This is a genomic window from Erythrobacter ramosus (genome assembly GCF_009828055.1).
Classification (GTDB): Bacteria; Pseudomonadota; Alphaproteobacteria; order Sphingomonadales; family Sphingomonadaceae; genus Erythrobacter; species Erythrobacter ramosus.
On the sequence record NZ_WTYB01000002.1, the window covers coordinates 842,682 to 868,586 of the forward strand.

Annotated in this window: 22 protein-coding genes; 10 read left to right on the top strand and 12 right to left on the bottom strand. The window is 63.7% G+C overall.

The window, feature by feature from the left end:
• Nucleotides 1–41 precede the first annotated feature (41 nt).
• The 3 genes from lepA to GRI59_RS10660 all read right to left on the bottom strand — a co-directional run bounded on the left by lepA (nt 42) and on the right by GRI59_RS10660 (nt 6,909).
• The gene (lepA, locus tag GRI59_RS10650) at nt 42–1,859 is read right to left on the bottom strand and encodes a translation elongation factor 4 (protein ID WP_160761144.1); all 1,818 of its coding nucleotides are present in this window, start codon (nt 1,857–1,859) and stop codon (nt 42–44) included.
• Nucleotides 1,860–1,914: 55 nt separating this feature from the next.
• A complete protein-coding gene (locus GRI59_RS10655) occupies nt 1,915–4,080 on the bottom strand; it encodes a putative bifunctional diguanylate cyclase/phosphodiesterase (protein WP_237440776.1) in 2,166 nt (721 codons plus the stop codon).
• A gap of 168 nt (nt 4,081–4,248) precedes the next feature.
• Entirely contained in the window at nt 4,249–6,909 is a 2,661-nt protein-coding gene (locus GRI59_RS10660) for an EAL domain-containing protein (protein ID WP_160761146.1), read from the bottom strand.
• Nucleotides 6,910–7,186: 277 nt separating this feature from the next.
• Here GRI59_RS10660 and GRI59_RS10665 point away from each other — a divergent pair, with 277 nt between their 5' ends.
• Nucleotides 7,187–8,884, top strand: coding sequence for a PHA/PHB synthase family protein (locus tag GRI59_RS10665; RefSeq protein WP_160761147.1), 1,698 nt, complete (start codon nt 7,187–7,189; stop codon nt 8,882–8,884).
• Nucleotides 8,885–9,015: 131 nt separating this feature from the next.
• Nucleotides 9,016–9,876, top strand: a complete 861-nt coding sequence (locus tag GRI59_RS10670; RefSeq protein ID WP_337190261.1) for an alpha/beta fold hydrolase — start codon at nt 9,016–9,018, stop codon at nt 9,874–9,876.
• Nucleotides 9,877–10,146: 270 nt separating this feature from the next.
• Here the strand turns inward: GRI59_RS10670 and GRI59_RS10675 are convergent, their stop codons facing one another.
• Both GRI59_RS10675 and GRI59_RS10680 read right to left on the bottom strand, forming a co-directional pair.
• On the bottom strand, nt 10,147–10,428 hold the full coding sequence (locus GRI59_RS10675) for a DUF427 domain-containing protein (protein ID WP_160761148.1): 282 nt from the start codon (nt 10,426–10,428) through the stop codon (nt 10,147–10,149).
• A 92-nt stretch (nt 10,429–10,520) separates the two neighbouring features.
• Nucleotides 10,521–11,426, bottom strand: coding sequence for a glycerophosphodiester phosphodiesterase family protein (locus GRI59_RS10680; RefSeq protein ID WP_160761149.1), 906 nt, complete (start codon nt 11,424–11,426; stop codon nt 10,521–10,523).
• Between the two features lie 151 nt (nt 11,427–11,577).
• Between GRI59_RS10680 and GRI59_RS10685 the strand changes: the two genes are divergently transcribed.
• Nucleotides 11,578–13,344: an N-acyl-D-amino-acid deacylase family protein gene (locus GRI59_RS10685; protein ID WP_160761150.1), complete on the top strand. Its 1,767-nt coding sequence runs from the start codon at nt 11,578–11,580 to the stop codon at nt 13,342–13,344.
• Nucleotides 13,345–13,374: 30 nt separating this feature from the next.
• Here the strand turns inward: GRI59_RS10685 and GRI59_RS10690 are convergent, their stop codons facing one another.
• From GRI59_RS10690 to GRI59_RS10710, 5 genes are all read right to left on the bottom strand, one after another.
• A complete protein-coding gene (locus GRI59_RS10690; protein WP_160761151.1) occupies nt 13,375–14,457 on the bottom strand; it encodes a DUF2855 family protein in 1,083 nt (360 codons plus the stop codon).
• A gap of 28 nt (nt 14,458–14,485) precedes the next feature.
• Nucleotides 14,486–15,613 (bottom strand): DNA polymerase III subunit beta, encoded by a 1,128-nt coding sequence (dnaN, locus tag GRI59_RS10695; RefSeq protein ID WP_160761152.1) that lies wholly within the window; start codon nt 15,611–15,613, stop codon nt 14,486–14,488.
• Nucleotides 15,614–15,775: 162 nt separating this feature from the next.
• Nucleotides 15,776–16,540 carry a 3-oxoacyl-[acyl-carrier-protein] reductase gene (gene fabG / locus GRI59_RS10700; protein ID WP_160761153.1) on the bottom strand — a complete coding sequence of 255 codons (765 nt, stop codon included), beginning with the start codon at nt 16,538–16,540 and terminating at the stop codon, nt 15,776–15,778.
• Nucleotides 16,540–17,478, bottom strand: a complete 939-nt coding sequence (gene fabD / locus GRI59_RS10705; RefSeq protein ID WP_160761154.1) for an ACP S-malonyltransferase — start codon at nt 17,476–17,478, stop codon at nt 16,540–16,542. The genes fabG and fabD overlap by 1 nt, the downstream gene beginning before the upstream one ends.
• A gap of 34 nt (nt 17,479–17,512) precedes the next feature.
• Nucleotides 17,513–18,343, bottom strand: a complete 831-nt coding sequence (locus GRI59_RS10710) for an LD-carboxypeptidase (RefSeq protein WP_160761155.1) — start codon at nt 18,341–18,343, stop codon at nt 17,513–17,515.
• 56 nt (nt 18,344–18,399) lie between these two features.
• Here GRI59_RS10710 and GRI59_RS10715 point away from each other — a divergent pair, with 56 nt between their 5' ends.
• From GRI59_RS10715 to GRI59_RS10730, 4 genes are all read left to right on the top strand, one after another.
• Nucleotides 18,400–19,827 (top strand): glutamate ligase domain-containing protein, encoded by a 1,428-nt coding sequence (locus GRI59_RS10715; protein WP_160761156.1) that lies wholly within the window; start codon nt 18,400–18,402, stop codon nt 19,825–19,827.
• Nucleotides 19,824–20,111, top strand: a complete 288-nt coding sequence (locus GRI59_RS10720) for a hypothetical protein (RefSeq protein WP_237440777.1) — start codon at nt 19,824–19,826, stop codon at nt 20,109–20,111. The genes GRI59_RS10715 and GRI59_RS10720 overlap by 4 nt, the downstream gene beginning before the upstream one ends.
• Before the next feature lie 33 nt (nt 20,112–20,144).
• On the top strand, nt 20,145–21,689 hold the full coding sequence (locus GRI59_RS10725; protein WP_160761157.1) for a class I adenylate-forming enzyme family protein: 1,545 nt from the start codon (nt 20,145–20,147) through the stop codon (nt 21,687–21,689).
• Nucleotides 21,690–21,845: 156 nt separating this feature from the next.
• Nucleotides 21,846–22,802 carry a stealth family protein gene (locus tag GRI59_RS10730; protein WP_160761158.1) on the top strand — a complete coding sequence of 319 codons (957 nt, stop codon included), beginning with the start codon at nt 21,846–21,848 and terminating at the stop codon, nt 22,800–22,802.
• 7 nt (nt 22,803–22,809) lie between these two features.
• On the opposite strand, the gene GRI59_RS10735 is transcribed toward GRI59_RS10730, so the two are convergent.
• Both GRI59_RS10735 and GRI59_RS10740 read right to left on the bottom strand, forming a co-directional pair.
• Complete coding sequence (locus GRI59_RS10735; RefSeq protein WP_160761159.1) at nt 22,810–23,451, bottom strand: glutathione S-transferase family protein; 642 nt, start codon at nt 23,449–23,451, stop codon at nt 22,810–22,812.
• A 10-nt stretch (nt 23,452–23,461) separates the two neighbouring features.
• Nucleotides 23,462–24,409: a DUF808 domain-containing protein gene (locus tag GRI59_RS10740; protein WP_160761160.1), complete on the bottom strand. Its 948-nt coding sequence runs from the start codon at nt 24,407–24,409 to the stop codon at nt 23,462–23,464.
• Between the two features lie 207 nt (nt 24,410–24,616).
• On the opposite strand from GRI59_RS10740, the gene rpsF reads away from it, so the two are divergent.
• From rpsF to rplI, 3 genes are read left to right on the top strand one after another with little or no spacing between them, the layout of a single operon-like run.
• Nucleotides 24,617–24,982: a 30S ribosomal protein S6 gene (gene rpsF, locus GRI59_RS10745; protein ID WP_160761161.1), complete on the top strand. Its 366-nt coding sequence runs from the start codon at nt 24,617–24,619 to the stop codon at nt 24,980–24,982.
• Nucleotides 24,982–25,206 carry a 30S ribosomal protein S18 gene (rpsR, locus tag GRI59_RS10750; RefSeq protein WP_017665523.1) on the top strand — a complete coding sequence of 75 codons (225 nt, stop codon included), beginning with the start codon at nt 24,982–24,984 and terminating at the stop codon, nt 25,204–25,206. Before rpsF ends, rpsR begins: the two co-directional genes overlap by 1 nt.
• A gap of 14 nt (nt 25,207–25,220) precedes the next feature.
• Nucleotides 25,221–25,826, top strand: a complete 606-nt coding sequence (gene rplI, locus GRI59_RS10755) for a 50S ribosomal protein L9 (protein WP_160761162.1) — start codon at nt 25,221–25,223, stop codon at nt 25,824–25,826.
• The last annotated feature ends 79 nt before the right edge of the window (nt 25,827–25,905 follow it).

The window sequence follows — 25,905 nt, forward strand, 5'->3', positions numbered from 1 at the left end:
GTGCGACCCTTCGACAGGCTCAGGGCGAACGGGGGTCGGGTTTACTCCTCGCCCATTCTGAGAGCCGCAATGAAGGCCTCCTGCGGAATGCTCACATTCCCATACTCCCGCATCCGCGCCTTCCCCTTCTTCTGCTTGTCGAGCAGCTTCTTCTTCCGGGAAATGTCGCCGCCGTAGCATTTGGCGGTCACGTCCTTGCGCATCGCGGCGATGGTTTCGCGGGCGATCACCTTGCCGCCGATCGCGGCCTGGATCGGGATCTTGAACAGGTGGCGGGGGATCAGGTCTTTGAGGCGTTCGCACATGCCGCGGCCGCGTTCTTCGGCGACGTGGCGGTGGACGATCAGGCTCAGCGCATCGACCGGCTCGGCGTTGACGAGGATGTTCATCTTCACAAGGTCACCCTCGCGCGTGCCGATCTGCTCGTAATCGAAGCTGGCATAGCCGCGGCTGATCGACTTCAGGCGGTCGTAGAAATCGAACACCACTTCGTTGAGCGGCAGTTCGTAGGTCACCTGCGCGCGGCCGCCGACATAGGTGAGCTCGGTCTGGATGCCGCGGCGGTCCTGACACAGTTTCAGGATCGCGCCGAGGTACTCGTCGGGGGTGTAGATCACCGCCTTGATCCACGGCTCCTCGATCACCTCGATCCGGTTGGTGTCGGGCCAATCGGCGGGGTTGTGGATGTCGATCACCTTGGCGTCCTCATATTTCGAGTGGCCGAGGTGGATGCGGTACACCACCGAAGGCGCGGTGGTGATGAGGTCGAGGTCGTATTCGCGGCTGAGGCGTTCCTGGATGATTTCCAGATGCAGCAGGCCGAGGAAGCCGCAGCGGAAGCCGAAGCCCAGCGCGGCGGAGCTTTCCATCTCGAAGGAGAAGGAGGCGTCGTTGAGGCGCAGCTTGGCGATGCTTTCGCGCAGCTTCTCGAAATCGGCGGCGTCGACCGGGAACAGGCCGCAGAAGACGACCGGCTGGACTTCCTTGTAGCCCGGCAGCGGGGTGTCCGATCCGCCCTTCACGGTGGTGATGGTGTCACCGACGCGGGCCTGCTCGACTTCCTTGATCTGGGCGGTGATGAAGCCGATCTCGCCCGGGCCGAGTTCGCTGAGGTCGGTGCGCTTGGGGGTGAAGCAGCCGACGCGGTCGACGAGGTGTTGGGTGCCGCCCTGCATGAAGCGGATGTTGAGCCCCTTGGTGAGCTTGCCGTCGATCACGCGCACGAGGATGACGACGCCGAGATAGGGGTCGTACCACGAGTCCACGAGGCTGGCGGTGAGCGGGGCGTCGATCTTGCCCTTGGGCGCGGGGATGCGCTGGACGACGGCTTCGAGCACGTCCTCGATCCCGATGCCGGACTTGGCGCTGGTCATGACCGCGTTGGAGGCGTCGAGGCCGATGATCTCCTCGATCTCGGCGCGGACCTTCTCGGGTTCGGCGGCGGGGAGGTCGATCTTGTTGATGACGGGGACGATTTCGTGATCGTGCTCGATGGACTGGTAAACGTTGGCGAGGGTCTGGGCCTCGACGCCCTGCGCGGCGTCGACGACCAGCAGCGCGCCCTCGCACGCGGCGAGGCTGCGGGAGACCTCGTAAGCGAAGTCGACGTGGCCGGGGGTGTCCATGAGGTTGAGCTGGTAGGTCTCGCCATCCTTGGCGGTGTAGTTGAGGCGCACGGTCTGCGCCTTGATGGTGATGCCGCGCTCTTTCTCAATGTCCATGTTATCAAGGACTTGCTCGGACATCTCACGCGCGGTGAGGCCTCCGGTGAACTGGATCAGCCGGTCCGCGAGGGTCGACTTGCCATGGTCGATATGCGCGATGATGGAGAAATTGCGGATTTTGGAGAGGTCGGTCATTAAGCCGCGACTTAGCGCCCGGTCAGGCGGTTGTCATTCGCCAAAAACGCAACACCTAAGCTGATGGTGCAGCATAGCCGAACTTGGGGATCGCGCCGCCCTGATCCATGCCGAGGAACCGGCCCGGTGCCAGTGCCGCGAGCGGGGTTCCGGCAGCGGCGAGCGCATAGGGTGAGACGCGGTTGCGGGTGCATAGCCCGCCCGACCCGTCCTCGATCAGGGATTGTTCGAACTCGAGCCCCTGCACATCGCCATTGGCACGCGTTACCGTCGCCACCGCCAGCTGTCCGCCGCCCAGGTCGACCACGAATTGCGTGCCCTTGGGCACTTCGGCCAGCCCCTGGATCAGCGCGCCCGACTTCGAGAGGTTGCGCAGCGTTACCTCATAGGCATAGTCGTCATGGATCACCTGGATCTTGCGGAACACAGTCCGGCGCCGGGCACGGCGGGTGCGGTCGGTGCCGGGTTCGATCTTCCACGTGCCGCCAGCCATCTCTTCGGCCAGCGCATCTTCGTCGACCGGTTCGCTGAAAATCGGGCCTTCGAGGTAGCGCACACCGCCGGCGGTCAAGGCTGCCAGCAGGTCCGCGCTTTCGATACCGCTCGCGATCGTGTCCATCTGGAGCGCACCGGCCAGCGCCACAATCGCGCGCACCAGCCCAAGTTCGCGGCTGTCTTGGCGTTCGGCTTCGGCAATCAGCTTCTGATCGATCTTGATGCTGTCAAACGGCGCCCGGCGCAGATAGGCGAGCGAGGAATAGCCCGAGCCGAACTCGTCGAGAGTCAGGCGCACGCCCAGCTTGAACAGTGCGGCGAGCGTGCGGTCGACTACGGCGGCATCGCCGAAGAACACAGCCTCGCTAATCTCCAACTCGAGCCGCACAGGGTTAAGTCCGGCGATGTCGATCGCTTCGCCGATCTGCTCGACGAAGTTATCGGCAAGGAACAGCGCGACTGGCACATTGACCGCCACCCGGACGGTATCGGGCCACAAGGCTGCGCGCTGGCACGCGGCGGCAATCGCCCAGCGCCCGACATCGGGTAGCAAGGTGGAGCCTTCTACGATCTGGGCGAATTCTTCCTCGTCGATCACACCTCGCTCGGCGTGGGTCCAACACACATGCGCCTCAAGCGCGCAGACCGATCCGGCGGCGGCTTCGACGATGGGTTCGAAGCGGAGGAACAATTGCTCTTCGCGCAGGGCTGTTCCCAAGTCCTGCTCCAGACGGCGGCGGAAGATTGTCTCGTTCTCAAGCTCGCCCGAGAAGAAGCGATATTGCCCCCGCCCGCCATTCTTGGAGGCATAGAGCGCAAGATCGGCAGCGCGCACGATTTCCTCGCGGCTCACCCCGTCATGCGGGGCAATCGCAATGCCGAGCGAAGCGCCGATGACGCAGCGGCCGTCTTCGAGGCTGTAAGGCTGGCGCAGCATGGTGATGATCTTCATCGCCAGATCGCCGAGCAACCCGCGGTCGTCAATATCGGGCAGCATCACCTGGAACTCGTCGCCGCCGAGCCGTCCGATCTCGCATTCGCGGTCAATCGCACGGGTTAGCCTTGCGGCGACCTGCTTGAGCAATTCATCCCCTGCCGCATGGCCGAGCGTGTCGTTGACATGCTTGAACCGGTCGAGGTCGATCATCATCACTGCGCAGTTGCGCCGCGCGGCCTTGAACGCGGTCAATGTGCTTTCGATCTGGTGCGCCATGCGGTGGCGATTGCTGAGGCCAGTGAGCGAATCGTAGCGCGCGAGCCGCGCGGTTTCCTCCTCGCGGTGATATTCTTCGGTGATGTCGACGCCGGTGCCGCGGAAGCCCGCAAAGCGCCCGTCGGCGGTGGTCACCGGCTGGCCGGACAGACGCAGTACCGCGCCTTCGGGCCGCCGCGCCGCATGGACTGCGATCCCGCCAAAGGCTTTGTGTGCGCCGAGCATCAGCGGGAGCGATTTGCCGCGCTGCTCGCGGTCGGCGGCTGAGAAAATGGCACTGAGGGGGTGGCCCAGCAAGTCGCCAAGCGGGATATCAAGCCGCGCCGCGATGGCAGCGGACAGATAGGTCAAATGGCCATTCGCATCGCTCGCCCAGAACCAGCCGAGGCCCGATTGTTCAAGCTCATCAAGCATGGCGAGACGCTCGCCATCGGACAACGCCGAGGCGGCAAGAGTGCGCGCACTGCGGGGAGCAGCGGCGTTGCGGGACGACAAGAGACCCTTCAGGGACATCGTCTCGGTAAACCTCCAGACCTCAATCCGGAAGCAGCCCGCACGGCCGCCTCCGTTATTCGCCAAGGAGTAAAGCCCGATGGTTATTTTTCCGCTAACAGCCACCCTTGCTAGAGATGGCTAAGGCGCCGCTAACTTGTCGTCAGGCGCAATGCTGCCCGGCGAGGATTACCAGCCGCCAGAGCCAGCGCCTTCGCTGCGTTGACCCTTGAGCACCGACAAGGAGCCATCGGCCCGGCGGCGCAGGGGCTCGTGGAATTCGACCCCGACGCGGTTCTCGCGCGACCAGCGCACTTGCGCGGTAACCGATTTTTCGGCCGAAAACTCGATCCGCATCGCGCTTCCCGCAGCCATGTTCCACAGGCCTTCGATCATCGCGCCGCTTTCGGAGATGTTGCGCAGCGTGGCGTTGAGGCGGTTGTTATTGTGGACCACGGTCACCTTACGCAGCAGGTTCTGGCGCGGCACGCGCGCGCACTGCGGGCCATCGGCCTCAGCCACCAGATCGCCCGAAACCAGCGCGGTCGCGTCTGCTGCATTCATCGGCTTGAAGTAGATGTAGCCCTGTATGTGGCTGCACCCGAGCAGGCGCACCAGTTCAAGCTCGTCGAGGGTTTCAACACCCTCTGCCGTGGTGTCCATATGCAGCGCTTCGGCCAGCGACGTGATCGAGGCGATGATCGCGCCGTTCCGACTGCCTTCCTCGGTTGCGCCCTGCACGAAGCTGCGGTCGATCTTGATCTTGTCGAACGGCGCTTTCTTAAGATAGCCGAGCGATGAGTAACCCGTCCCGAAATCGTCGAGGGCGAGACGCACTCCGACCCGTTTCAGCGCCTTGAACATGGCGTCCGTCCCGGCGTTGTCGTTGAGGAACACGCTTTCGGTGATTTCCAGCTCCAACCGCGATGGCGCGACCCCCGAATGGGCCAGCGCATTAGCGACAATGTTCGGCAGTTCGGGATTGGCGAACTGTAACGCCGAAACGTTGACAGCGCAGCGGATAGAGCGCGGCCAACGGGCGAGATCGGCACAGGCCGTGCGCAGCGCCCATTGGCCCATCCGGTCAATCAGTCCGGCATCTTCGGCGATGGGGACGAACTTTGTCGGGCTGAGCCAGCCGCGCTTGGGGTGGTTCCAACGCATCAACGCTTCGAAACCAACGATCTTCTCATCGGCGGCGAAGACGACAGGTTGGTAGTAAAGCTCCAACTCGCCCTTCGCGATCGCCTCGCGCAGGTCCTGTTCCAGCTCGGCGCGTTCTTCCGCGGCGGCGTGAAGATCTTCTGCGTAGAAGCGGTAAACTCCGCGGCCCGCGTCCTTGGCGGCATAGAGCGCAAGGTCGACATTCCGGATCAGCGCATCGCTGGTCGAGCCATGCTCGGGCGCGAGCGCGATCCCGACCGATGCACCGATGACCACGCTCTGGCCGGTGATCGAATAGGGCTGCGAGAGCGAGTTGATGATTTCCTGCGCCATGTGGCCCAGCGTGCTGCGATCCTGATGGCCGGGGACAATCACCTGGAACTCGTCACCGCCAAGACGCCCGCAGCGCCCAGCCCCGCCGATCGCGCGTTCGAGCCGTTGCGCCACCTGCTTGAGCAACGCATCGCCAGCGGGGTGGCCGAGGGTATCGTTGACATGCTTGAAGCGATCAAGATCGAGCATCAGCACAGTGCAGGCACGCTCACGCCCGCTGGGGGCGGCAAGGATTTGTTCGAGCGCCTGACTCATCTGCACGCGGTTGGCGAGGCCGGTGAGGGAATCATAGTGGGCGAGGCGCGAGACCTGCTGTTCACTGCGGCGCTTTTCGGTGAGATCGGTGCCGTGGCCGCGAAAGCCGCAGAAGTTTTTGTAGCTGTCATACACCGGACGCCCGGCGAGCGCCCACCAGCGTTCGTCGCCGGTGGTGGCGGCGCGCACTTCGACATCGTGGAATGCGGAACGGGCCGAAAGGTGGAAAGCGAGCGTGCGCTCGGCATCGGCAGCGCCTGGGGTGGGGTCGACGATCTCGCTCAGCGGACGGCCCACAATTTCATCGCTCGACTTGCCGAGCGCCATTGCCGCCTTGGGCGAGATATAGGTGATCAACCCGCGCCGGTCGGTCTCCCAGAACCAGCCTTGCCCGGTCTCCTCGAAACTGCGCAGAATGTCTTCGGCGCGCGCAGCGACCCGCTCGCGTGCTTCGCGGGCGAGGCGGCGCAGTTCTGCCGCTTTCCATTCGAGCCGCGCGATGAGTGACAAGGTTATGGCCGCAGCAAGCAGGGCGGCGTAGGTGAGCATGCCAGGCATCAGCACGGCAAAGCCCGCCCAGCTGGCGATCTTGGCGCAGAACAACGAGATAATGCGCATGTCGAACAACGCGGCGGCGGCAGCGTTGACGCAGATCAGCGTTGCGATTGCCCATTGCCACGGCAGGCCCTCGCTCACCCAACTGGCCAAGGCATAACCCACTAGCGCCATGGGCAGGAGGATACCCACCACCACCATAGCCCGGGCGGCGAACGCCGTATCAGCGCGGCGTTCCGTGGCGGCGAACAGCGACCCGCACGCAAACAGCGCCGCCGAAGCAAAAGCTGCGCCGAGTGTATGGGTCGAAGGCAGGCCCTGAAATGCCACAGCCGACATTGCATAGGCCACCAGCAGGAACAGGGTCATGCCCCCGGCTTCGCGCGGCAAGAGAAAGTTTTGTTCGCTGGCAGGCTCGTCGATCGCGTGCTTAAGCCCCCCGACCTTTTCGGTCTGGAGCCGCTCAATCCCACGACGCTCGCCGCGGGCACGCAGATCGGCGCCATCCACCTCGGCTGTCGCCTTGGCCTTGGCTCTTGCCACCGAACGCAAATCGCGGCCGCCGCCAACGGGGCCGGGATCAAATGTTGCAAATTTTCGGATTGGTTCCCCAGCCATGGATGCGCCATACCCTATCAGGGTTAAGAAAAGCGTTAATCGGGATGATGAATCCTTTCACGTTTGCGCCTTACCCCCGCGATCCGTTCGCGCGCGCCGCGCTTGCAACTTGGCAGCCGAGGCGGCATTCTGGAGCACAAGGACCGCGTTAACCGATTGCCATGCAGGGCAGCGGACGAGACGGCCTCACAAAGGGGATTCCATGGCACGCAGCGAAGTGAAGCTTGAGAATGAAGCAGCCCAGTCCACCAATGCACTAGGGCCGCTGGTGGGTCTGGCCCGCGAGGATTTCGTCAGCGCGGTGGCGCTGCTGCTGCGCGAGACCGCGTCGGATCCCTCGCGCTTCGTGCGCCATTCGACCGCGATGGCGCAGGACATGGTCAAGATCATGACCGGCAAGAGCGAGCTTGCCCCCGATCCCAAGGACAAGCGGTTCATGGATCCGGCGTGGCAGTACAACCCCTTCTTCCGTGCCGGCGCGCAATACTACCTCGCGGTGCAGAAGGGGATGAAGAACTGGCTGGAGGAGCTGGAGCTTGACGAGTTGGAGCGTAACCGCGCGAACTTCATCGCCAACATCATCCTTGATGGTCTGGCCCCCACCAACACACTGGTCGGTAACCCCACCGCGCAGAAGCAGATCATCAACTCGGGCGGCCTCAGCCTGATCAAGGGCCTCCAGAACGCCTACAACGACCTCGTCCACAACAAGGGTATGGTCAGCCAGGTCGACAAGCGGCCGTTCAAGCTGGGCGAGAACATCGCCACGTCCAAGGGCAGCGTTGTCTACCGCGATGAGATCATGGAGGTGCTGCAATATGCCGCCACCACCGACGAGGTCTACGAGATCCCGCAGCTGACGATCCCGCCGCAGATCAACAAGATGTATATCAATGACCTGTCGCCTGATAAATCGGTGATCAAGTGGCAGCTCGACAACGGCGTGCAGACCTTCGTGATTTCATGGCGCAATCCGAGCAAGGAGCAGGGTCACTGGGGCATGGCCGATTACATCGCCGCCTGCGAAAAGGCGCTGGAGGTGGTCGCCTCGATCAGCGGCTCAAAGAAGGTTAACGTGTCCGCCGGCTGTTCGGGCGGACAGACCGCAGCGGTGCTCGCTTCGAAGCTTGCCGCGACCGGCAATCCGATCCTTGGCACGCTGACGCTGATGGTGTGCGTGCTCCATCCCAAGCCGACCGATATCGAGGCCGGTTCGCTGGTGAGCGAGAACGGCATGGCGCTGGCCCGTCAGCGCGCGATAAAGGCAGGCATCATCAAGGCCGACGATCTGGCGCGCGGCTTTGCCTGGCTGCGGCCCAACGACCTCATCTGGAACTACGTCATCAACAACTACCTGCTCGGGCAAGACCCGCCGGCCTTCGACGTGCTATTCTGGAACGCGGATGCGACCAACCTCTCGTCGAGCCTGATGGGCGATTTCCTGACGCTGTTCGAAACCCTTGCCTTCACCAAGCAGGGCGAGGTCGAGATGGCCGGGCACAAAGTCGATCTCAGCAAGGTGACCGCCGATCTGTTCATCCTTGGCGGGGTGACCGATCACATTACGCCGTGGAAGGCGACCTATCGTTCGACCCAGCTGTTCGGTTCAAAGGACGTGACCTACGTCCTCTCGCAATCGGGCCACATGCAGGCGATCCTCAACCCGCCGGGCAACCCCAAGGCCAAGTATTTCGTGCAGGCCAAGAAGGGCAAGCTCCCCGCGACCGCCGACGAATGGTTGCAGGGCACCGAAGAGGTCAAGGGCAGCTGGTGGCCGCTGTGGATGGAGTGGGTGCAAGCGCGTTCGGGCAAGAAGAAATCTGCGCCCACTGCACTGGGCAATGACAGCTATTTGCCCACCGATGCCGCGCCGGGACTCTACGTGGTCGAAGAAGTCTGATATTGCAGTGCAGCGCAAGGGCTGCCGGGGGGTAGCTGGAATCTTGCGCAAGTTTATGGGCGCGCGCGTTTAGGGATCGACGTGCGCGCCCAACCCGCGCCCCTCGCGGCGCTCAGAAAGGACGGGTTTTTGTGGCCAATGCAATGGACGGCGCTGTCGTCACAATGGAACAAGTGGGCGGTCGGACGCTACGGACTGCGGCCTGGCGGCTCGATATGCCCTCCGATCACCTGCCGATCCTGTTCTTCAATGGCATCGGCGCCAATATCGAGGCGGTAGCCCCCCTCGCCGCAGCTTTGCCGGAGCGCGGGTTCCTGATGTTCGACATGCCCGGAACCGGCGAATCGCCTGATCCGCTGATCCCCTACAACCCCTTCACCATGAGCTGGACGGCCGCGCAGTTGCTGGCGCGCTATGGCCTGAATGAGGTCGATGTGATGGGCGTGTCATGGGGCGGGGCGATGGCGCAGCACTTTGCGCTACAACATCCGGGCCTGACCCGGCGGCTGACGCTGATCGCGACGACGCCGGGCATGGTGATGGTGCCGGGCAACCCCGCCGCCTTCACCAAGATGGCCGATCCGCGCCGCTATATCGACCCGGAGTTCATGAACGAACACTTCGCCACGCTCTACGGCGGGGTCGACAAGGACGGGGCCGAACACCAGAAGGACAGCCATATCGGCCGTCTCAAGCCGCCCAGCCCGCGCGGCTACATGTATCAGCTGATGTGCATGATGGGCTGGAGCAGCCTGCCCGCCCTGCCCTTCATGAAGAAGGAAACGCTGATCATGATGGGCGAGGATGACCAGATCGTCCCCGTCATCAACGGCAAAATCCTGAAGGCGATGATCCCCAATTCGCGGCTCCAAACCTTTGCAGGCGGCGGGCATCTGTTCTTGCTGACCCACGCCGATGAAAGCGTGGCTGCAATCCGCGAGTTTCTGGATGCGCCCGACACTGTGAAAGAAGCCAAGCGCGCGGCGGCATAACCGCACGCAATGCAACGCTGAGGCCGGGCCGCAAGGGCACCGGGGTTACGTCGCCCGACCGCAATGTTGGATGGAAGTTTGCTGCCCTCGTCATCCCAGCGAAAGCTGGGACCTAGGGCCGCATAGGGCGGCGCTTGCCGCTCTAGGTCCCAGCTTTCGCTGGGATGACGGAGAGGGAGCGGGTTCGACTGTGCTTTTCGGCGGGCAGCGCGCGAAAGCCTCACGCTATCTGCAACTGAGTGTGCGGCCCGCCCGCCCGCAGCTACACAATCACCCCACCACAACCCCGCGCCAGAAGGCGATGCGATCCTTGATCTCGGCGGCGGCGGACTTGGGATCCGGGTAATACCATGCCGCGTCAGTGTTGGTTACGCCGCCCACGGTGATGCTGTGGTAATGCGCAGTCCCCTTCCACGGGCAATGCGTCGTCGTCTTGCTGTCCGTGAGCGCTTCGGGATGGACTGAAGCGCGCGGGAAGTAATGATTGCCTTCGACCACCACGGTATCGTCGCTTTCAGCGATGACGGCGCCGTTCCATGTTGCCTTGACCATTGTTTCTGCTCCTCCAGCGGCTTGCATCTGCCAGCGCCACAATAGCAAGTGGCGATGCCAGGCGGCATTGCAAGCTGCCGAAGCGCTGAATTCTACCCGCCCCGGCTGACCCCGCACTGCCCCGCTTTCGGCAAACGACCCGCCTCGGCCAGCGCGGCGGCGGCTTCGCGCGGACGGTCGGTGGCGAGGATGTCGACGCCTTCCTTGCCGAGTTCGGCGTAGCGTTCGTCCATACCGTAACGGTCGATCACCGCATCGATCGAACGCGGCGGTCGGCCCAGCGTGCCGAAGATCACCTCGATGTTCTGGCCGTCAAGCTCGCGATAGAGTTCAGGACGCGGCAAGCGGGTGCCGGTGAAGGCCACCATGCGCTCCTCCGGGATGCCCGCCGCTTTCAACGCCGCGACATCGCCGGGCGCATCGACCGAGACGGACAACAGCATCTCGGGCGCGGCCCGGTGGAGCGCCGCAGCCTGTTCGACCGAATAGGCGATCAGGATGACGCTGCGCTCCATCCCGGCTGCGCGGATTTCAGCCACGACCTTGCCGACATCGGCAGAGCGCTTGAAATCGATCTGGAGCACTGTGCGCCCTTTCGCCCATTCCAGAGCCTGTACGAGCGTCGGGATCTTGTAGGGCGTCACCCAGCCCCAATTGTCCTTAAGGTAAAGCTGGCTGAGCGCCGCCCAGCTTTGCGCAGCGGCCTCGCCCGTGCCGGTGGTGGTGCGATCAAGCCGGTCGTCGTGGAGCAGGAACAGCCGGCCGTCAGCGCTCTGGCCGACATCGACCTCCATGATCGCAGGCTGTGCGGCCAGCAGCGCATCCATCGTCGGGATGGCATTTTCCGGCAGGCCCGGAGTCGGCCCGCCGCGATGGGCGGAGATCAGCGTCTGCCCCGCCGCCTCGAAACAGTCGAGCATGGCCGAAAGATCGCTCTCCGGCGCAAGCTGCCACGGCCCGGCCTCTTGGGATGCGAGCGGCGTCGCCAGCGCGGTCAATCCTACAAATCCTACAAAACCTTCGCGAATATGCTTGTTCAGACCCATTTTCCTGCCCCTTGGCTTCGCACGCACTTCATCAACTAACGCAGGCACCCCTTGTGGGGCGTCGCGCTTTGCGACATCATCTGCCCCATAAGGGAGAGACAGAATGGCGCAATACGACCTGATCATCCGGGGCGGCACGATTGTGGATGGCACCGGGACTGCGGCCTACGTCGGCGACGTAGCGATCACGGGCGGATTGATCGCAGCAGTGGGCCGGATCGAGGGAAGCGCGGCCGAGGAAATCGACGCCAACGGCAAGGTCGTCGCCCCCGGCTTTGTCGACATCCACACCCATTATGACGGGCAGGCCACTTGGGATCAGGAGATGGCCCCGTCCAGCTGGCACGGCGTGACCACGGTGGTGATGGGCAATTGCGGTGTCGGCTTCGCCCCTGCCCGGCCCGACCGGCATGAGTGGCTGATCAGCTTGATGGAGGGTGTCGAGGACATCCCTGGCACTGCTTTGGCCGAAGGGATGACGTGGGATTGGGAGACCTTCCCCGAATATCTCGACGCGCTGGAAAAGCTCCCTCGAACGGTCGATGTCGGCACTCACGTCCCCCACGGCGCAGTGCGCGCCTATGTGCTGGGGGACCGCGAGCAGCCCGGAGCAGTGCCGACGTCTGAGGATATCGCTGCGATGAGCCGCATCGTCGAGGAGGGTGTCCGGGCGGGCGCTCTCGGTTTCTCGACCTCGCGCACGGTGCTGCACAAGTCGGTCGATGGCGAGCTCGTCCCCGGCACCACGGCGACGCCTGAAGAGCTGATCGCAATCGGTAAGGCTATGGGCCGCGCCCGTGCAGCAGGCGGCCATGCGGTGTTCGAGATCGCCAGCGACCTCAAGCGCGAGTGGAACGAGTTCGGCTGGATGGGGCAACTGAGCCGCGAGGCAGGCATCCCCGTCACCTTCGCCGCGCTGCAATCGATCGCCAAGGAACTCTCGCTCGACGAGCAGATCGCCCAGATGCGCGCAGAGAACGACAATGGCGCCCAGATCGTGGCCCAGATCGCGCTGCGCGGTAACGGCATAGTGATGGCGTGGCAGGGCACCGTGAACCCTTTCGCTTTCCGTCCGAGCTGGATGGCAATCAAGGAGCTGCCGTGGGACGAGCAAAAGGCCAAGCTGCTCGACCCCGCGTTCAAGGCGCAGCTGCTCGCCGAGCCCAATGATTACACCGATGCCCCCAAGGACATCGGCGGTGTGGTGATGGCTATCTCGATGGGCTGGACGCTACAATACGAGATGGACCCCGATTTCGATTACGAGCCGCAGGCCGACGCCAGCGTCAACGCCCGCGCGGCAGCCGTCGGGGTCAGCCCGCAAGAATATGCGTATGATCTACTGTGCCGGGATGATGGGAAGGGCTTTATTTACCTGCCAATTCTCAACTACGCGGACGGCAATCTTGATTTCCTTCACCCGCTCCAGCACGCCGATGACACTGTGAATTCGCTGTCGGACGGCGGCGCGCATTGCGGGACGATCTGCGATGCGGCCTCGCCCACTTTCATGCTCGAGCACTGGGTAAAAAGCCGTAAGCGCGGGTCCAGGATCAGTCTGGAGCAGGCGATCAAGCGTCAGTGCCGTGACACGGCGGTGCTATACGGCCTGGAGGATCGCGGCGTGATCGCGCCGGGCTATCTGGCGGATCTCAACGTGATCGACATGGACAAGCTGAAACTCGGCAAACCCTGGCTCGCCTTCGACCTTCCGGCGGGGGGCAAGCGGCTGCTCCAGAAAGCGGATGGCTATGTTGCCACCATCAAAAGCGGCGTAGTCACCTTCCTCGATGGGCAATGGACCGGAGCAGCGCCTGGCGGGCTTATCCGTGGCCCGCAGCGGGTGGAGCTGGCCGAAGCGGCCGAGTAATCCACCACCCAAAAGCCTCAGCGCTCCGGCCTAGGGTTCGATCACGATCCCCTTGGCCGGGTCGATCTGACCTCCAACCATGCTGGTGAAGACAGAGCGGGCGGCTTCCAGACCGGCGTGTCGCTCGATCGCGACTGTGCCATCTGCGGCCTTCAGGAAGTCGTGCCAAGCCGCCGCGACCAGCTTGCCTCCTTCCTCCGCCCCATGTGCCTTGAAGAAAGCTACGGCGTGATCGGGCGCGAAGAACAGCGCAGGCTTGGGTCCGGGCAGCGGCTCACCGCCCCCGAAGGTCGAACGCGCTTCGATATGGGTCATCCCCACCAGCGCAGAATGGACCAGCGCAGCATCGAAGTGGCGATGCACCTGTGCGAGTAGATCGGCATTGCCGGCAAAATCAACGCTCACACTGCGCAAGACAGGCACGCGCTCCAGATCGCCATAGGCGACGACCTCGTCATAAAGCCCGGTCGCTTCGACAAAGCCGACATTGCCCTTCGAGGTCAGGCCGATCCGCTTGACGCCGGGCGATGAATGCCGTGCGACACTCGCCAGGCCCAGCGCGGTCTTTGACGACGCGCTGGTGACGATCAACTGCTCCGCGCCGAACCAGTCCTGCCCGCGCAGGAAGTATTCGATCAGGAAGCCGGTGCGGAACAGTGGGCCGAAGATCATCCGCTCCGCTTCGCGCGCTGCGTCATGCTCGGGATCGGCGGCGAGGCGCGTGTAGCTGTTGTAGACCGGGCTCATCGGCTGGCGATAATCGGTGGTGTCGAGGAAGCCGCCTGCCGTCACCCGTCCGGGCACCACGTCCAGGTGGCTCGCCATCGGCAGGTAGCCATAGACCCGCTCGCCCACCGCGATCTCGGCATTGTTGCTTTCGATTACGCGCGCATGGCCCCACATCGGCACGATCCCGAAGCCTTCGGGCGCAGGGAAGAAGTCCCAATATTTGAAGCTGTCACCCGCCACCGCATAGGTGACGTTGTTCGCCGTGACCGAGAAGCTCTCGATCGCAAGCCGCACCGCGCCCTCACCCAGCGGGGACGGTGGCATATCAGCGAGCACAGCATCGGTCAGCGCGCCTTTGCGCACGTGAACCTGACTTACAATCATTGGCGATTCCCCTCCTTGCAGGCGGGGATCACACCCGCATCGGCATCAGCACATACAGCGCGCGAGCCTGTTCGTTTTCACGGATCAAAGTCGGCGCGCCGGCATCGGCAAGGTGGAGTTCCACCGTGTCGCTGTCGATCTGGCCGAGGATATCCTTGAGGTAATTGGCGTTGAAGCCGATCTCCAGCCCTTCGGAACGGTATTCGGCCGCCAGTTCTTCGGCCGCAGTGCCGTTATCCGGCGAGGTAACGGAGAGCGTGACCCGGTCATGGTCGAGCCCGATCTTCACCGCGCGAGTCTTTTCGGTGGCGATGGTCGCCACGCGGTCCACGCCCGAGAAGAACAGCTTCGGATCGACCTTCAGCAGCTTGTCATTGGCGGTCGGGATCACGCGGCTGTAATCGGGGAACGTTCCGTCGATCAGCTTGCTGGTGAGCACCACGCCGCCTTCGCCGCCCATCGTGAAGCGGATCTTGCTGGCCGACAGGTCGATCAGAACATTGCTGTCGAGCGCCTCGTCCAGCAGCTTGCGCAGTTCGCCTACGGCTTTGCGCGGCACGATGACGTCAGGCATCCCGGCAGCGCCTTCGGGACGCGGGACGGTGTAGCGGGCAAGGCGGTGACCATCAGTTGCCGCAGCCTTGAGCAGCGGCTCGTCCTCGTCAGTGACGTGCAGGAAAATCCCGTTGAGGTAGTAGCGGGTTTCCTCGGTCGAAATCGCGAACCGGGTGCGGTCGATGAGCTCGGCCAGCAAACGGGCGGGCAGTTCAAAGCTGGTCGGCAGATCGCCCTCGACAATCACCGGGAAGTCATCGCGCGGCAGCGTCGGCAGCTTGAAGTTCGACCGGCCGGCCTTGACCTCCAACCGGTTGTCGCTGGTGGTGAGGCTGACTTGGCTACCTTCGGGCAGCTTGCGCGCAATGTCGAACAGCAAGTGCGCCGACACAGTGATCGCGCCGGGTTGATCAACCGAAGCGGCGGACATGGTTTCGACCACCTGCAAATCGAGGTCGGTCGCCATCACGCGCACAGAGCCGCCGTCGCTGGCGTCAATCAGCACGTTGGACAGAATGGGAATGGTATTGCGGCGTTCCACCACGGATTGAACATGGGAAAGGCACCGCAGCAGCGTCGCGCGTTCGATCGTGGCCTTCATCGCTTGTCCCTATCGGTCCTGTATGTGGCAGAGGGGCGAAGGAATCGCCCTCAAGCGCCGGAATCTGCGTAAAACCTTAGCGCAGGCAACACTACGGGCAAGTTGGCGGCTTTGCGAGGGGCGACTCCGCTGGGGATAAGGCAGGGCAGAAGCCCCCGCCCCCTATCCCAGCATCGCCATTCCGCCGTTCACGTGCAGCGTCTCGCCTGTGACATAGGCGGCCTCACGGCTGGCGAGGAAAGCGACCGCAGCGCCGATTTCCGCGCCTTCGCCCATCCGGCCCATCGGAATGCGGCCATTGATCGCGGCCTGCTGCTTTTCATCGAGCGCGGCGGTCATGGCGGTGCGGATAAAGCCGGGGGCGACGCAGTTGGCGGTGATCCCGCGGCTCGCCACTTCCTGCGCAAACGCCTTGGTCATGCCGGTCAGCCCCGCCTTGGCGGCGCAATAGTTCATCTGGCCCGGATTGCCGGTCGCACCCACCACGCTGGTGATGTTGATGATCCGCCCGAACCGCGCCTTCATCATTGGCTTGGCACTCGCGCGCATCAGGCGGAAGCCGGCTTCGAGGTTGATGCGGATGACCTGATCCCATTCATCATCCTTCATCCGCATCCCGAGATTGTCGCGGGTGATGCCGGCATTGTTGACGAGAATGTCCATCGTCCCGAGCGTATCCAGCATCGCCGGGATCAGCTCCTCGACCTGCGTCGTGTTACCCAGATCGCAAGTGATCTCGACATGGCCATCGTGGTCGTGGTGGGGATAGGCTTCGTTGAGTTCGTCACGGAAAGCGCGCAGCTTTGCCGAGTTCGAGCCCGACAATGCAAGCCGCGCGCCCTGCGAAGCGAGCGCGTGTGCGATTGCCGAACCGATGCCCCCAGCAGCGCCAGTGACCAGCGCGTTCATGCCTTTGAGTGAGAACATCACACCATCTCCTTCGCAAAGGCCTCAAGATCGGCCATCGTCACGAGGCTCGTCACCTGTGCTTCCTTGTCGGTCCGGCTGACCATCGGCCCGACCACCTTTCCGCCCAACTCCACAAAGCTTTCCACCCCATCCGCGCGCATGGCAAGCACGCTTTCGCGCCAACGCACACGGCCGGTGACCTGTTCGACCAGCAGCGCGCGTTCGGCATCGGGGTCAGTAACCGCGGCAGCAGTGACATTGGCGTAGAGCGGCAGGGTGAAGGCCTGCGGACGCATTTCGGCCAGCGCCTCGGCCATCCGCGCGGCGGCGGGTGCCATCAGCGAGGAATGGAACGGGGCCGACACATTGAGGATCATGCCGCGCTTGATCCCATGCTCCTTGACCAGCGCCACCGCCCGTTCAATCGCTGCGGTGTGGCCGGACAGCACGACCTGCGAGGGGTCATTGTCATTGGCGACTTCACAGACCTCACCCTGCGCGGCGGCTTCGGCAAGCGCCTTGGCCTGATCGATATCCGCGCCCAGAAGCACGGCCATCGTCCCCTCGCCCACCGGCACCGCTGCCTGCATCGCCCAGCCACGCAGCTTGAGGAGGCGCGCGGTATCGGCAAGGCTGAAGGCGCCGATGCTGGCCAGCGCAGTGTATTCGCCAAGCGAATGGCCCGCGACGCAATTCGCCGTCGCGAGCAGCTTCACCCCGAAGTCGCGCTCCAGCACCCTGAGAGTGGCGATGGCATTGGCCATGATCGCGGGTTGCGCGTTCTCGGTCAGAGTCAGCCGATCTTCGGGCCCTTCGCGCATCAGCTTCGATAGGTTTTGCTTCAGCGCCTCGTCCACTTCGCCAAAGACCTCGCGCGCGGCCGCGCTGGCATTGGCAAGGTCTGCTCCCATGCCGACTTTCTGACTGCCCTGCCCCGGAAAAATGAACGCGCGCATCGACGACCCTCTTTATGAGTTTTGGGGCGCGCCGTTACGTCCGCGAGGGCGGACTGGCAAGACCGAAGGGAACAACCCTGTTGGCAGATGTATGGCCGATCAGCGCGCGGCCAAGGTAAGGAATGCCCGCCCGGTCGCACCAGAAGCGAGCGATGTCTTCTTCGCTCTGACCGAATTCGACGTAGTTTTCGGGCACATCGGTCACCGATCCCAGACGCAGCCCGGCAAGGCGCGGGAGCGTTCCGGCAAGATGGAAGAACATCCGGTCGATTGCGTAAAGATGTTCGGCCACTTCCTCGACCATCACCACATGGCCGGTCAGATCGGGCATCAGCGGCGTGCCGGCAATCATCGCCAGCGTGATGAGGTTGAAGGCTGCGGCAGGCGTGGTGCCGTCAAGGCTCGGCTCGACCCCGCTGGTATCCCCGCCGAGCCATTTGAGCACCCGGCGGATCGCCTCGCGCCCGCCTTCCGAACGCGCGCTGACTGGCATCGAACCATGAACACTCTGCCCGATCCCCGCCCGGTAAAGCGCCGCGAGAAGGTAGCCGCAGTCGGAGAAACCGACGAAAGTCTTGGCCCGCGCCGCTGCATTCATCTGCGCCACCGCCGCCTCGGCGATGCGGTTCGAGCCGTAACCGCCCTTGGCAAACCAGACGACATCGAAGGCCGGATCATTGGCGCAGTCGAGCAGCGCGGTCAGGCGCCTCAGATCATCGCCGGCAAAATGACCGGCGCGCTCAAAGCACTGATCGTGAAAGGTGACGCGGTGCCCGGGGAATTCGGCGGAGACCAGCTCTTCGAGCGCGGCCTGTTGCTCGCGGGTGATCGGCGTAGCCGGGGCGCAGATGGCGATATTCGTCATGGCACATAGCCTATGGCGCTTGTCAGGGGGCGCGCAAGCCAATAACCACGCCCCATATGGATAACGGGATCAAGGCTGGGACGCTCACAGGGCGCCCGCTGTTCTTCTGCGGCATCGGCGGGTCCGGAATGCTGCCGCTGGCGCAGATTGCGCAGGGTCTCGGCTTGCCTGTAGCAGGCTCTGACCGCAGCCGTGATCAAGGGCGCACCCCTGATAAGTTCGCGTGGATGGAGGCCAATGGCATTGCCCTGTTCCCGCAGGACGGGAGCGGGGTGACCTCGCCTGATCAAGTGCTCGTCGCCTCCGCCGCGATTGAGGATACCGTGCCCGAAGTCGCCCGCGCAAAAGCGCTGGGATGCGAGCGGTTGAGCCGCGCCGAACTGCTCTCGCGCCTGTTCAACGCCGCCGATTTCTCGGTCGCAGTGGCAGGCACTTCGGGCAAGTCGACCGTCACCGGGATGATCGCCTGGATCTTCAGCGAGGCGGGCCGTGATCCGACGGTGATGAACGGCGCGGTGATGAAGAACTTCATCTCGCCAACGAACCCATTCGCCAGCGCCCGGATCGGATCGCGCGATCTGTTCGTCAGCGAAGTGGACGAGAGCGACGGGTCAATCGCGCTCTACCGCCCCAGCGTGGGCGTGCTGCTCAACGTCAGTCTTGATCACAAGAGCATTGAGGAATTGCGGGTGCTGTTCGGCGACTATCTTGGCGCTTCCGGCATGGCCGTGATCAACCTCGACAGCGCGGAGGCCGGGAATCTCGCCAGCCGGGCGAACGCGGCGGTCACCTTCGGCGTCAGGTCGCGCGATGCCGACCTGACGGTCGATCCGGACACAATCGCCCAGACCGACCGGGGTATCGAGGCCGTGCTGATCGAAAACCGTCGGCGCGAGACCTTTGCGTTAAGTGTGCCGATGCCGGGACTGCACAACCTCTCGAATGCTCTGGCGGCGATTGCGGCAGCCAGTGCGGCGGGGATCGATATCGCGCATGCCGCCTTCGCCCTGCGCAGCTTTGCAGGTCTGGCGCGGCGGTTCGACGTGATCGGCACCTCGGCCTCGGGCGTGACCGTCATCGACGATTTCGGCCATAACCCTGAGAAATGCGCCGCCACTTTGCGCACGCTGAAGGCTACACCGGGCCGGGTAATCGCGTTTTTTCAACCCCACGGTTACGGCCCCTTGCGCCAGATGGGCGAGCAGCTCGCCCAGACTTTTGCGCGCGAGCTTTCGCCCGATGACATCACGATCATGTGCGATCCGGTCTATTTCGGCGGCACCGTGGATCGCAGCGTGGGCAGCGAGCGGATCACGGAGCTTATATCGGTCAACGGCGGTGAGGCCGAATACATCTCGCTCCGCGACGACTGCGCCGACCAGATCGTCGCCCTCGCCCGGCCCGGTGACCGGATCGTGGTGATGGGCGCGCGGGACGACACGCTGACGGAGTTCGCCCGATCGATCCTCACCCGCCTGGCTTGAGCCTTTATGTTCGTGCAGCGCGTCATGCCTGGCGGATGCTGGGCGTGGTCGGCTTCGGCGTGCTGCTGGTGGTGACGGTCGATCGGCTTTACGGCCACTCCAACATCGCCTTTGCCGCAGCAATCCTGCTGCTGCTGATCACCAACGCCCCGATGCTGCGGTTCAATTGCCCCCGCTGCGGCAAGAACGCGTTCTTCCGGGGCGTGTTCGTGGTTCCCTGGCCCAACCGCGTCTGCTCCCGCTGCCACCTCGACCTGGCTGAGACCCATACCCAAAATCGCTGATGGCTGAAGGGTCTGCGCAGCGCTAGCATCGCGATGATGCACCCCCGCGATTTCAGCCTCGATACGCTGCTGGCGAATTGCGCCGCGCGCCATGCTCACAGGTTAGCGACGGTCGATGGCGACCAACGCCTGACCTGGGCCGAGCTGGATGCGCGCGTCACCAACCTCGCGCGTTGGCTACTGGCGCGCGGGATCGGGCCGGGAGACCGGATCGCGTTGCTGCTGACCGACGGCGCACCGTTCGTCACCACGCTGCTGGCGGCGGGGCGGATCGGGGCCATTGCCGTGCTGCTCAACTGGCGGCTGGCCCCTGCCGAAATCGCATGGATCTGCGGCAATGCCGAGCCCGCCATGACCTTCGTGAACCCCCGCTTTTCCAGCCTTTTGTCCGAGGCTGAGGCGGGTGAAGTGCAGCAAGTTGATGAAATACACGCGGGCGACGGTTTTTTTGAAAGCGTTGTTGGAAACGCTCTCAGGCCAATCCAACACCCACAAGATCTTGGCCTCAACTTGGCTCCAGATCGCCCGCTTTACATGATGTACACCAGCGGCACGACCGGGCGGCCCAAGGGGTGCCTGCAAGCGGGCAGCGCGGTTGCCGCATCCGCGCTCGGCTTTGCGCAGCATCGCGGCTTTGGCCATACCGAGGTGCTGCTCTCGGTTAATCCGCTGTTCCATGTGGTCGGGATGCAGCAATTCGCCGCCATGCTCGCCTGCGGGGGCACCAGCGTGTTCGCGGGCCGCGATGATAGCAACGCCGCGATCCTTGATCTGCTCCACCGCGAAGGCTGCACCACCACCAGCGCCTTCCCGACGATCTGTTTCCCGTGGCAGGGCATGGAGCCGATCCGCAATAGCGTGATGCCGCTCACAAATTACACGGGGGGTGCAGGCATGGGTCGCCCGCAGATGTATGACTTCATCGAGCGCGAGTGGGACGCCCGCGTGGTCGGCGGCTACGGCCAGACCGAAATCTGCGGCTTTGCCACCTTTGTTGATTACGCCGACATGTTGGAGGCCCCCCGCTCAATCGGCTGGACCTTGCCACATGTGACGATGAGCGTGCTCGATTCCGAGGGCAACCACCTGCAACCCGGCAAGGAAGGCGAGCTGTGCCTGCGCGGCCCTTCGGTCATGCTCGGCTACTGGCACAATCCTGAGGCGAGTGAGGCCGCGCTCGGCCACGGCTGGCTGCGCACCGGAGACTTGGGCACGATGGACGAACTCGGGCGCGGCTACCTGCTTGGCCGCGCCAAGGAGTTGATCAAGACGGGCGGCGAGAACGTCTATCCGGCCGAGGTCGACGCCATCTTCGCCGCCATGCCCGAAGTCGCCGACGCTGGTTGCTGCGGCGTACCCGACAAGCAGTGGGGCGAGGCGGTGAAAGCCTTCGTGGTGCTAAAGCCCGGCCAGACCCTCACCCGCGAGGACATCACTGACCGCTTCAAGGGCCAGATCGCGGGCTACAAGCGCCCGCGCTACATTGAGTTCGTGGAACAACTTCCGCGCGATCCTATCGGGAAGTTGTTGCGGCGCGAACTATCGGCAAGGCCGGTTACGCCCGATCAGGCGGCTTGAACCCAGGCGACAGCGCCAAGCCCGGATTTCGGCGGTTCGGGCATAGCAAGCTGTGACATTGTCCTGCCTTAAGATTGACATGTGCGCCCTTGCGCGTCACTGCGCCGCCCGTCCTGTTCTATCGTGGCAGACCAAACGCTTGCCCGGACCGGACAAATGCACAGTTTCAATAGCGCCGCGCGGATCGACGCGGTTATCACTTGGGTCGATGGTGACGACCCGGTGCACAGCGCCAAGCGCCAACACTATCAGCCGCAGGCGCCGCGTAACGCCAATGCCGTCAACCCGCACCGCTGGGCCTGCAATGACGAGCTGAGCTATTGCCTGCGCTCGATCGCCAATCATGCGCCGTGGATCGCACGGATCTGGATCATCAGTGACGCGCAGACGCCCGATCTCTCCGCCCTGCCCGCCGAATTGACCGAGCGCATTGCGATTGTCGATCATTCCATCTTGTTCGCCGGTCACGAAAGCGCGTTGCCGACCTTCAACTCGATGGCGATTGAAACCCTGCTGTGGCGCATCCCCGGGCTTGCCGAACGCTTCGTTTATTTCAATGATGATGTCTTCCTGACCGGGCCGCTGGCCCCGGGCGACGTGTTTTGTGACGATGCGCCGGTGCTACGCGGGGCGTGGGTCGATCAGCGCGAGATTGCCGCCGATCCCGCCAGTCGCGATGATCCGGCGCTGCTCAATGCCCTGACCCAGATCAATGCCGCAAATCTGGCGGGCTTTGGCGCAGAGCGGATGTTCCGGGCGGCGCATGTCGTCCACCCGATGCGCCGGTCGGTGCTGGCGCGGTTGTATGACCAGCACCACCCGGCCTTCCTCGCCAATATCGACCACCGGTTCCGGTGCGTGTCGCAGTTTCTGCCGCAAGGTTTGCACAACCATGCCTGCATTGCGGCGGCCGAAGCGGTGGTGCAGTCGGCTGAGGATCATCTCCACCTGCGCACCGGCGCGGTGCTGGATTACCCGCTGCCGCAGGTCCGCGCCTATCTCGCCCGCGCGCTCTCGCCGCAGTTCAAATTCCTGTGCGTGAATGATCTGCCGCAGGTTGAAGCCGTGATCCCCGACACGCGGGACTGGATAGAACGCGCCATCGCTGCGTGAGAGGGGCCTAGGAGGCGAGCGCTAAGCGCCCTTCTTCTTCGCGCGCAAATGCCCGTTGGTAGGCTTCCCGCGCCGTCAGCCGGGCGCGATAGGCCTTGAGGCTCTCGGGGACACCCTCGTCCAGACCCACGCTCTCGGCAAGGATCAACGCATAGCCGACGCAGATATCAGCGACCGTGAAGCGGTCCGCGCACAGGAATTCGCGGCCCTCAAGTCGCTGCTCGACCTTGACCAACCGTTTGTGGAACCACTTCGCATAAGCGACGCCTGCCTCGGCGAGGCCCTTGTCCTTCTCGAAGATCGCGAACCGCATATAGACCGTCTGCGGGAAGGTGATCGTCGCGTCGGCGTGGTAGGTGTAGTCGCAGTAGGCGCCGTAATCCTGCTCCCCGGGCGCAATAGAGAGATCAGTATAACCTTCGCGGGTGCCGAGATAATGAGCGATCGCGCAGCTCTCCGTCATCCGCGTGTCGCCATCCACCAGCAGCGGCACCGTGCCCAGCGGGTTCAGAGCCATGAACTCGGGTGCGAGGTAGCGCGGGGGGAACGGCAGGATCTTGAGATCGAGCGCAACCCCCGCTTCCTCTGCGGCCCAAGTGGCGCGCAATCCGCGTGAACGGGCGCAGGTGTAAAGAACAGGTGTGGTCATGCTGGCGGGCTTAGTGTGCCTTGTCCGCGCCCACACCCAGCACTTTGTGCAGGACGAAGGCGATGACGCTGCCCAGCACAAGCCCGACCACTGCCGACATCGCCGTCGCCGTCAGCCAGCCCAGCACACCGCCAGCTGCGCCTGCCATTTCGTGAACCGCGTGCTCAGCGGCATGGATCGGACCATAGAGCCCATCCCAGCCCAGCTTGTGCAGGCTGTCGACAATGATGTGCCCGCCGACCCACAACATCGCCACCGTGCCGACGATCGACAGCGTGACCAGCAGCTTGGGGACGAACCTCAGCAGGAAGCGCCCGAAGCTTTGCGCGGCCTTGCTCGCCTGCTTGGTGAGGTGCAGCCCGATATCGTCAAGCTTTACGATCAGCCCCACCGCGCCATAGACCGCCACCGTCACCGCCACCGCGACCAGCGCGAGCACGGCGCCGCGCATGACCAGCGATTCCGTCGCGACTTCGTTGAGGGCAATCGCCATGATTTCGGCCGAGAGGATGAAGTCGGTGCGGATCGCCCCGCCCACGCGCTCGTTCTCGAAGGCAACGGGATCGGTGATCTCGTCCTCCAGCGTCTCGCCATGCTGGCCGAAGCCGAGCTTCTCCATCACCTTCTCGGCGCCTTCGTAAGCAAGGAAGGAGCCGCCCAGCAGCAGCAGCCAGACGATGGCAGCCGGCAGGAACTCGGACAGCAGCAAAGCCGCAGGGAGCAGGAAGACCAGCTTGTTCTTCAGCGATCCCTTGGTGATCTTCCAGATGATCGGCAGTTCGCGCGCCGGGCTGAGGCCGGTAACGTAGCTGGGCGTCACCGCAGCATCGTCAATCACCACGCCTGCAGTCTTGGTGCCTGCACGCCCCGCAGCGACCGCTACATCGTCGATCGAGGCCGATGCCGCCTTGGCGATCACCGAAATATCATCCAGCAGTGCAACCAGACCTGACGGCATATTCAATCCCTTTTGCGAATCATGCAACGTGAACCGCCCGCCTGCCCGTCCGGTTCCCGCGCAGCAAGTCTTGCAATTGCGCCTGAAAGCTGTAAGGGCCGCCCCTTCGCATGGGAACCGCCCGGCGATTGTTTGAAGAAAGCCGGAGGGGCCCCGTTCAACCGGAACGGATAAGCCAGCGATCGGCATGGAGTGAAAGGACGCGAGATGGCTCTGTACGAGCACGTCTTTCTCGCGCGTCAGGATCTGAGCCAAGCTCAGGTTGACGCGCTGGCAGCGCAAGCTACCGAAATCGTCGAGGCCGGCAACGGCAAGGTCACCAAGACCGAAACCTGGGGCCTGAAGTCGCTCGCCTACAAGATCGAGCGTAACCGCAAGGCGCATTTCGTGCTGCTCAACATCGAAGCCCCCGGCTCGGTTGTGGCAGAACTCGAACGCCAGACCCGTATCAACGAAGACGTCATCCGCTACATGACCATCCGCGTGGAAGAGCACGAGGAAGGCCCCAGCGTGATGATGCGCAAGAACGAGCGCGAGCGTAAGCGTCGCGACGCACGTGAGGAGCGCGACTGATGGCCCGCCCGTTTTTCCGCCGCCGCAAGTCCTGCCCGTTCGCGGCCAAGGATGCCCCCAAGATCGATTACAAGGACGTGCGCCTGTTGCAGGGCTTCATGTCCGAGCGTGGCAAGATCGTGCCTTCGCGCATCACCGCCGTTTCGGCGAAGAAGCAGCGTGAACTGGCTCAGGCGATCAAGCGCGCCCGTCAGATCGGCCTGCTTCCCTTCATCGTGAAGTAAGAGGAGAAGACGAAATGGATATCATTCTCCTTGAGCGCATCGAAAAGCTCGGCTCGATCGGTGACGTTGTTACCGTGAAGGACGGCTACGCGCGCAACTTCCTGCTGCCGCAGAAGAAGGCCCTTCGCGCCAACGACAGCAACCGCAAGGTGTTCGAAGCCAACCGTGAGCGGCTGGTCACCGAGAACGCCGAGCGTCGCTCCGCTGCTGAAGCGCAGGGCGAAAAGGTGGCAGGCGCAGAAGTGGTGCTGATCCGCGCCGCTTCGAACGCTGGCCAGCTCTATGGTTCGGTGAGCGTGCGCGACATCGTCGCCGGTCTTGCCGATCAGGGCCACGACGTTGATAAGCGCATGGTCATCCTTGGCGCGCCGATCAAGAACATCGGCATGCACAATGTGACCGTCGCCCTGCACCCGGAAGTGCGCGTCACCGTGAAGGCCAACGTGGCCCGCTCGGACGACGAAGCCAAGCTGCAGAGCGAAGGCGTGGACGTGCTCGCCGCGATGTTCGAAGACGAACAGCGTGAAATCGAAGAACAGGCCGATGCCACCCGCATCGACACCAACCTCGAACCGGGTGAAATCCCGGCCGAGCTGTTCGACGGCGACGACGAAGACTGACACGCGCGGCCTTTCCGGCCCACATGATGCAAAGAACGGGCGCGGGGATCGGCATGATCCCCGCGCCCTTCTTGTAAAC